We start from the raw sequence: 6,464 nt of genomic DNA on the forward strand, positions 1-6,464 counted from the left end.
CGGGTGGGTTTCGAGTGGTGCCGGGGCGGCGGTGCCGTCCGCCGCCCCGGCCGGATCAGGGCTGCGTCGCGGTCAGCGGGCGGCGGGCTCGAACCTGAGCCAGTGGGGGCCGCCTTCGATCGGGCCGCTGCCCAGCGCGGCGCGCAGTACCGCGTCCGCTTCTCCGAGCGTCTCCGTGTCGTACGGGCCGCCCTCGCCAAGGTCCAGCTCGGTGGCGCCGTCGACCACCGTGACGATCCGGGGCGCGGTGGTGGTCTCGAAGAGAGCTGCGGTGGCCCCGGGGGCGTCCCTGCGGAGGATCGCGCCGACCCGGGGCGCGGCCTCCTTGAGAGCCAGTGCCTGGCCCCGGGTGACGCCGCAGAGGCAGTCGAGCACGTGCCAGTCCTGGTCGGAGCCGCACAGGCACCACCAACTCGCGAAGTGCCACGTCCACTCCCAGCCGCCGATCGAGTAGAGCCCCTCGTCGTCGGGCGCCACGATGCTGGCGGCCGTGTCGCTGCCCTCGTCGAGGTACATCCACCGGATGTGGACGATGACCACGCGGCGGGCTCCGCGACCGCCGGGCTTACGTCGCCGGGCCGCCTTCCGGGCCTGCGGGGTGGCCTCGGTGACCGTGGCGGCGCGGCCCGCGTCCCGGTCGACGTGCCGCCAGTTGACGCGTACGGCGACCGCCAGGACCTCGTCCTCTTCACCGTGTCGGCTGGGGCCGCCCTCGATGATGTGCACCGTGTCGGGGCTGTCCTCGCGGCCCTCGATCACGTGGATGGTGTCGGTGCAGTCGTAGCCGTACTCCTCGGCCATGCGGAGCGTCTGCGCGGAGAGCCGCCGTGCGGAGTCGAGCGGGAAGTGGGGGCTCAGCCAGCCGTTCCACCGGTTGGCCGGGTCGAGCTTGCAGTCGAACGGGCCGAGCGTGTCGTCGATGCAGACTCGGGTTTCGATCATCGAGCGGGTAGGGATCGGGTCCTCCTGGGGTGGTGTCGGGTTTCGAGTGGTGCCGGGGCGGCGGTGCCATCCGCCGCCCCGGCGGGAGTGCTGTCTACCAGCCGGGCGGTACCGGCTCCTCGTACTGTGAGGGGGCTTCGATCTCGCGGGTGTACCCGTCGTGGAGCTCCTCGTCGTAGTGCTCGCACTCGGGGTCGCAGGGCTCCCCCTCGTCCGCGCCGCATTCGATGCAGGACTCTTCGAGATCACCGATGTACGCAGGCATGTCAGGCCTTCCGGTCCAGGTTCCGAGTGGTGGTGCCGGTCGGGGTGCCACCCCCTTCCAACAAGCTCTATATTACCAGTTTCGAGCCGGACCGCCTAGCAAAAAGGGGGGCTGAGCAGGGGTTTCAGTCGATGGCGGCGGGGAGGCTGAGCCGCTTCCACTGGTCGCCGGTCCAGAACTCCCAGACAGCCACGTCGGGATCGCTTGCCCTCAAGCCGCGGGCGATCCGGGGCAGGAACGGGGAGTCGGCACGGTCCAGCCAGACCGGCGGGGCGCTCACGGAGGTGATGACGGCGGGCAGGCCGTCCTCGTCGAGGCCGCGGAGCAGGCTTGCGCGGTGCCGCGCGCACTTCGCGACGTCCCGGGCGGTCTCGTGCTCAGTGATGAGGTGGTCCAGCACCTCCTCCTCGGACAGCGGTTCCCCGTCCATGCGGCAAGCGGCCGCGAACTCGTGAACGGCGTGGTGGTCGGCGGCGGTGGCCGGGAAGAACCAGGTGCCCCCGCCATTGCCCTCGTTCTCGATGACGCCCACGCAGCGCTCTCCCTCGTGGACGGTGGCGTTGTAGGCGATGCCGCAGCGCGTCGTCATCTGCTGGAGGCCGGCGAGGGTGTAGCGGTCGTGGGGGACGTGAAGTCCGGTGTGGGGCAGCTTGATCAAGTCGGTCATGGGGTCCTCTCTCAGGGTGGGGCACCACCGGCGGGTGGTACCGGGACGTGGCGGCGCACGGGGCCGGCCACAGGGCGACCGGTCGTCGCCCGTGGTGGTTGGTGACCACCGTGGGGCGCGGCCGCGCCGGGGCCGGGGCCCGTCGGCGCGGCCGCGCTCCGCGCTGGTCAGTTCGGAGCGGGCCGCAGCACCCCGGGGGGCGGGGCGCTGCGGTCACTGCCGTGCATCAGGCGGCCGCGCGCGATGCGGAGCAGGGTGTCCACGACGGTCACCGGCTCGTCGAAGAGCGTGACGGTGACGCGATCGAACGCCAGGCGGGCGCGGCCACGCTCGTCCTCGTCGGCGCGGCGGTAGTCGATCCGGCATTCCTCGGTGGACGTGGAGAGGAAGGCGAGCGTGGGCCACGGGTCCTCAAGGCAGACGCAGCCGTAATCGTGGTCGCAGTCGTCACGATCCTCGGCCCAGGTCCGCATCCGCTCGTACGCGGCCGGGGTGATGCCGGTCAGCGTGACGTGCGCGCGGTCGCCGTGCGACTCGGAGAGGATGTGCGCGGTGAAGTGCGCGGAGGTGACCACGCACCAGGCGTCGGCGGGGCCTTCTCCTCGCCACGCTTGGTGGATGCGGCCCTGACCGCCGTCCGCCTCGATCAGGATCAGGGCGGCAGTGTGTGCGGCGGCCTTGGCGGCCGCGCGCGCGGCCTCGACGGCCATGCGCAGGCTGGTGGAACTGGCTTCGGACATGGTGGTGTTCATCGGGTTCCTCGTCGTGGAGAAGGTGGGATGCCGCTGCGGGCTTGGCCCGGGGCAGGCGCCGGAGTGCGGGATGCGCGCCGGAGGGCGGTCAAGACGTGCGGCCGTCGCCCGGCGGCCGACTGGTGGACGGACGGGCGCGCGGCGGGGCCGGTCGGGGGGAGGTCGGCGCGGCCGCCGCTCTCATCACGTGCGGTGAGTTCGTCGGCCAGGAACGGCCCGGTTCTGCGCGGCGGGGAGGCGGGGCGTCCAAAGACCCCCGCCGCCCCCTTCCGCTTACGCGGTGTAGCGGTAGACCGGTCGCCGTTCATCGGCGGGCACCGCGAACGACTCGGGCACCACACGCAGGGTGGTGAACCCGTCGTTCGGCTCGACAGGGAATCCACGGGTGGCGGCCCAGTACCTGGCGGCATTGGCGGCGGCGCTCCTGTCGCCCTCCTCGCAGACGATCGCCATACGGACGCCGGGACCGTAGAACAGGCTGGCGTCATGCCAGACCCCATCCAGGACAGCGCAGAGCTGGCGGGCGTTGGCGCTGGCGTCGGGCTCAACGGCCACGCGCTGGATCGGCACCGTGTGCGGCCCCGGCTCCACGTCGCAGTTGCACTTGTAGAAGTGGCGGGTGCGCGTCGCAGTCGCGGTCATGTCGTCTGCCTCCGGTGTGGTGCGGGTTTCGAGTGGTGCCGGTCGGGGTGCCACCCCCTTCCAACAAGCTCTATATTACCAGCACTGGGCCGGATCGCATAGCCGGAAAGGGCATCTGACCAGGGTTTTTCCCGGAAGTTCCATGATCTTTTAGCGGGCGTCCGGGCCCCCGCCGACCCCCCTCCTTGCCAGCCGCTTTTCCCTCCCGGGCCCCCGGCCGGCCCGCACTCGGACTCCGGCGTCCAGCTCCTCCAGGCCCTCCTCGACCTCAGCCCCTCTCCCCCGCCACGACGGCGCCGGCGGACGACGACGGCGCTCTGCCCCCGCCTCGGCCACGACGGACTCCAGCCCGTCCCCCGGTCCCCGGGGGGCGGGCGTCCGGAGGAGCCCCCCGGGGCCCCGCGCAAGGGAGCGAAGCGACCGCAGCCCGCAGGGAGCGAAGCGACCGGAGGGCCGCAAAAAGGAGGGCGGCCACGCCCGACGACTGCGGCGCACGGCCGGATCGGCCCGAAGGGACGATGAGACCCTCCACCGACGGTCACGCCGCGGTCGGCCGCCCGCACCTTCTCCACCGACCCGCAGGCCGCGGGATGACCCCGCGATGCCCGGGGCCTGTCGCCTTTTCACCTGGGCGGTCCAGCGCGCCCTGGGCGCTGGCGGGGGGCCTGGGGGCGAGGAGCCCCCAGTACCCGGCCGGAGGACGGGTGCCGTACGGGAGGAGCTGCGCGCCGGCCACACGTCCAGCGGCGGGGCCGGCGCCCACGACCGGGCACCACCACGGCGTTCCGCGTCCGGCCCGGCCGTCCACGGCCAGCCGTCGCCCACCGCGCACGCGGTCACGCTCCGGCGGTGTGCCTCCCAGCGTGCGCACTGGGCCGCTGAACCGTGGGCGCGGCCGTCGCCCGGTGGAATGGGCGGTGCGGCCGTCGTCGACCGCCGCACCACGATGGCCGGTCGGCGCGTCCCCGCCGTGCCGGTGGGGGGAGGGTTTCCCCTCCCCCCACCTCGCGTCACCCCTGAGCGGGTGCCGTGGCGATATCGAGCGGCTGGAGCTGCTCGCGCTGCTGGGCGGTCTCGATCATCTCGGCGCGCGCCTCCTGGTAGGCGGCGTGGGCGGCTTCCTCCACCACGCGCTCCGCCTCGTCCGTCTCCGTCACTTCATCCGGCGTGGCCGTGGTGGTGGCCAGGATCGCGCGGGCGGCGCGGACGACCGTTGCGCTTGCGGCTGCGAGCGTCTCGCGGACCTCCTCGGCGGTCTGGCCTGCCCAGTTCGCGATGTACGGGACGGACGTAAGGGCGGCGTCCAGACCGGCCACCCCGGCGACGATGTACGCGACGGATTCGGCTTCGCACTCCATGCGTCCCCGGTGACGGCGGTACTCGTTCAGGTCTGCGACGTGGCCGCACTCGATGTGCGCGGCTTCGTGGGCGAGCGTGATCACGCGGTGCGCCTCGGGGTCGCTGGCCTGGATGCCGACTACGCGGGTCTTGGGGTCGGTGTACCCGTCCGCGCGGCCGGTGGACTCCAGCCGCACCGCGTACCCGTGGCCCTCGATGTGGGCCGTAAGGGAGTCCCAGAGTTCGGCCGGGGCATCGCCCTCCACCTTTCCGCCGAGCGCGTAGGCGGGCTCCGTGGACTCTTCGGGGGTGGTCTCCTGCTCGATGGGGTCGGTCTGGCTGATGTCGAACACGGCGACGGTCTTGAAAAGAACCCGCTTCTTCTCCTGGCCGTTCTCGTCCAGGACCGGCGCGCCGGTCTCGTCCTTCTTCTTAACCGTCATGGGGGCGAAGATCCGCAGTCCCTTTTCCCCCTTGCGGACGGAACGGCCGTTCTCCTTCCACTGCTTGAAGCTGCGCACCTGGGTGGCGTGTGGGCACTGGGCCAGGATCAGCAGCATGTTGTTGGCGGAGTAGCGGCCGAGGTTCGCGACGGTCGCGCGAAGCATCGCCTTCCATCCGTCGGCGGAGATCAGGGACGCAATCGCGCTGTTGAGCTGCTCGTGGAGAGCGTCTACCTCCGCCGCGCGCTCCTCGGTGGTCTTGGTGGAGCGGCGGCGCGTGGTCTTGGTAGCCATCTCGGCGGGTGCCTCTCGTTGAAGTGGTGCGGGTTTCGAGCGGTGCCGGGAGGAGTGCCACCCCCTCCCAACAAGCTCTATATTACCAGTTTTAGCCCAGATTCAGAAGGGCGGAAGGGGGTCTGATCAGGCTTTTTCTACTCCGGCCCCTACTGTGGCCGGGGCGCTCACCACGCCCCGGCCACTCCGGTTACGCCTCGGCGGCGACCTTCGCCGTGCGCTTCGCCTTGACCTTGCGCAGCTTCAGCGGGCGGCCGGGCTCGGCGTCCTCGACCAGTCCGCGAACGTCGTACGCGCAGAGGGTGAGCACGTCGCCCAGGTCGGCCATGAGGCGGCGGCCGCCGGGCTGCCGGTTCCCGAAGCCTCGGGAGAAGTGAACGCGACCGTTGCGCTCGGTCATGGCGTCGATGTGCCACTCACCCTCACCGATAAGGCGGCTGGCCATGACGGTCACGGGGCGCTGCCCCGGGCCCGCCTGGATCGTGAGGCGAGCGGCCAGCCCAACCGAGACCCCCGCCTCGCTGATCACCTCGGCGCGCTCCACGGTGCCCACGGTGACGCGGTAGCTGATCGACAGGCCGGACTTCGGGTGACGGGTGTCAACGACGGTGACGACCGGCTGCGGAGCCTTGGCGGTCTTCTTGACGGCGGGGCGCGGGGTGCGGGTCTTGACGGTCATGTCGTCTGCCTCCGGTGTGGTGCGGGTTTCGAGTGGTGCCGGTCGGGGTGCCACCCCCTTCCAACAAGCTCTATATTACCAGTGTTGGGCCGGATCACATAGCCGGAAAGGGCATCTGACCAGGGTTTTTTCCCGGAAGTTCCATGATCTTTTAGAGGACGTCCGGACCTCCGCCGACCCCCCTCCTTGCCAGCCGCTTTTCCCTCCCGGGCCCCCGGCCGGCCCGCACTCGAACTTCGGCGTCCGGCTCCTCCAGGCCCTCCTCGACCTCAACCCCTCGCGGTCACCACGATGCCGCCCGCAGTCGACGATGAGACCGTTCTCCTGGCCCGGCCCACCACCGGCATCAGCCCGTCCCCCGGTCCCCGGGGGGCGGGCGTCCGGAGGAGCCCCCCGGGGCCCCGCGCAAGGGAGCGAAGCGACCGCAGCCCGCAGGGAGCGA

Annotated in this window: 7 protein-coding genes; all 7 read right to left on the minus strand. The window is 71.7% G+C overall.

Translation table 11 applies throughout. From position 1 onward, the window contains the following. Positions 1-72: 72 nt before the first annotated feature. On the minus strand, positions 73-942 hold the full coding sequence (locus ACIP5O_RS33610) for a hypothetical protein (protein WP_401300586.1): 870 nt from the start codon (positions 940-942) through the stop codon (positions 73-75). A gap of 94 nt (positions 943-1,036) precedes the next feature. Then, positions 1,037-1,207, minus strand: a complete 171-nt coding sequence (locus ACIP5O_RS33615; protein WP_401300589.1) for a hypothetical protein — start codon at positions 1,205-1,207, stop codon at positions 1,037-1,039. A gap of 124 nt (positions 1,208-1,331) precedes the next feature. Then, positions 1,332-1,874, minus strand: a complete 543-nt coding sequence (locus ACIP5O_RS33620) for a hypothetical protein (RefSeq protein WP_401300592.1) — start codon at positions 1,872-1,874, stop codon at positions 1,332-1,334. 167 nt (positions 1,875-2,041) lie between these two features. Next, the gene (locus tag ACIP5O_RS33625; protein ID WP_401300595.1) at positions 2,042-2,626 is read right to left on the minus strand and encodes a hypothetical protein; all 585 of its coding nucleotides are present in this window, start codon (positions 2,624-2,626) and stop codon (positions 2,042-2,044) included. Positions 2,627-2,899: 273 nt separating this feature from the next. Further along, on the minus strand, positions 2,900-3,268 hold the full coding sequence (locus tag ACIP5O_RS33630; RefSeq protein ID WP_401300598.1) for a hypothetical protein: 369 nt from the start codon (positions 3,266-3,268) through the stop codon (positions 2,900-2,902). A 1,010-nt stretch (positions 3,269-4,278) separates the two neighbouring features. Then, a complete protein-coding gene (locus ACIP5O_RS33635) occupies positions 4,279-5,343 on the minus strand; it encodes an ArdC-like ssDNA-binding domain-containing protein (RefSeq protein WP_401300600.1) in 1,065 nt (354 codons plus the stop codon). 190 nt (positions 5,344-5,533) lie between these two features. Then, positions 5,534-6,022, minus strand: coding sequence for a hypothetical protein (locus ACIP5O_RS33640; protein WP_401300603.1), 489 nt, complete (start codon positions 6,020-6,022; stop codon positions 5,534-5,536). Positions 6,023-6,464: the final 442 nt, after the last annotated feature.

Source organism: Streptomyces sp. NPDC088915, from assembly GCF_044749825.1.
GTDB lineage: Bacteria > Actinomycetota > Actinomycetes > Streptomycetales > Streptomycetaceae > Streptomyces.

What these genes read in the sequence shown, in the direction of transcription:
- ACIP5O_RS33610 (WP_401300586.1), bottom strand. Translation starts at nt 942, where the DNA reads ATGATCGAAACCCGAGTCTGCATCGACGACACGCTCGGCCCGTTCGAC.
- ACIP5O_RS33615 (WP_401300589.1), bottom strand. Translation starts at nt 1,207, where the DNA reads ATGCCTGCGTACATCGGTGATCTCGAAGAGTCCTGCATCGAATGCGGC.
- ACIP5O_RS33620 (WP_401300592.1), bottom strand. Translation starts at nt 1,874, where the DNA reads ATGACCGACTTGATCAAGCTGCCCCACACCGGACTTCACGTCCCCCAC.
- ACIP5O_RS33625 (WP_401300595.1), bottom strand. Translation starts at nt 2,626, where the DNA reads ATGAACACCACCATGTCCGAAGCCAGTTCCACCAGCCTGCGCATGGCC.
- ACIP5O_RS33630 (WP_401300598.1), bottom strand. Translation starts at nt 3,268, where the DNA reads ATGACCGCGACTGCGACGCGCACCCGCCACTTCTACAAGTGCAACTGC.
- ACIP5O_RS33635 (WP_401300600.1), bottom strand. Translation starts at nt 5,343, where the DNA reads ATGGCTACCAAGACCACGCGCCGCCGCTCCACCAAGACCACCGAGGAG.
- ACIP5O_RS33640 (WP_401300603.1), bottom strand. Translation starts at nt 6,022, where the DNA reads ATGACCGTCAAGACCCGCACCCCGCGCCCCGCCGTCAAGAAGACCGCC.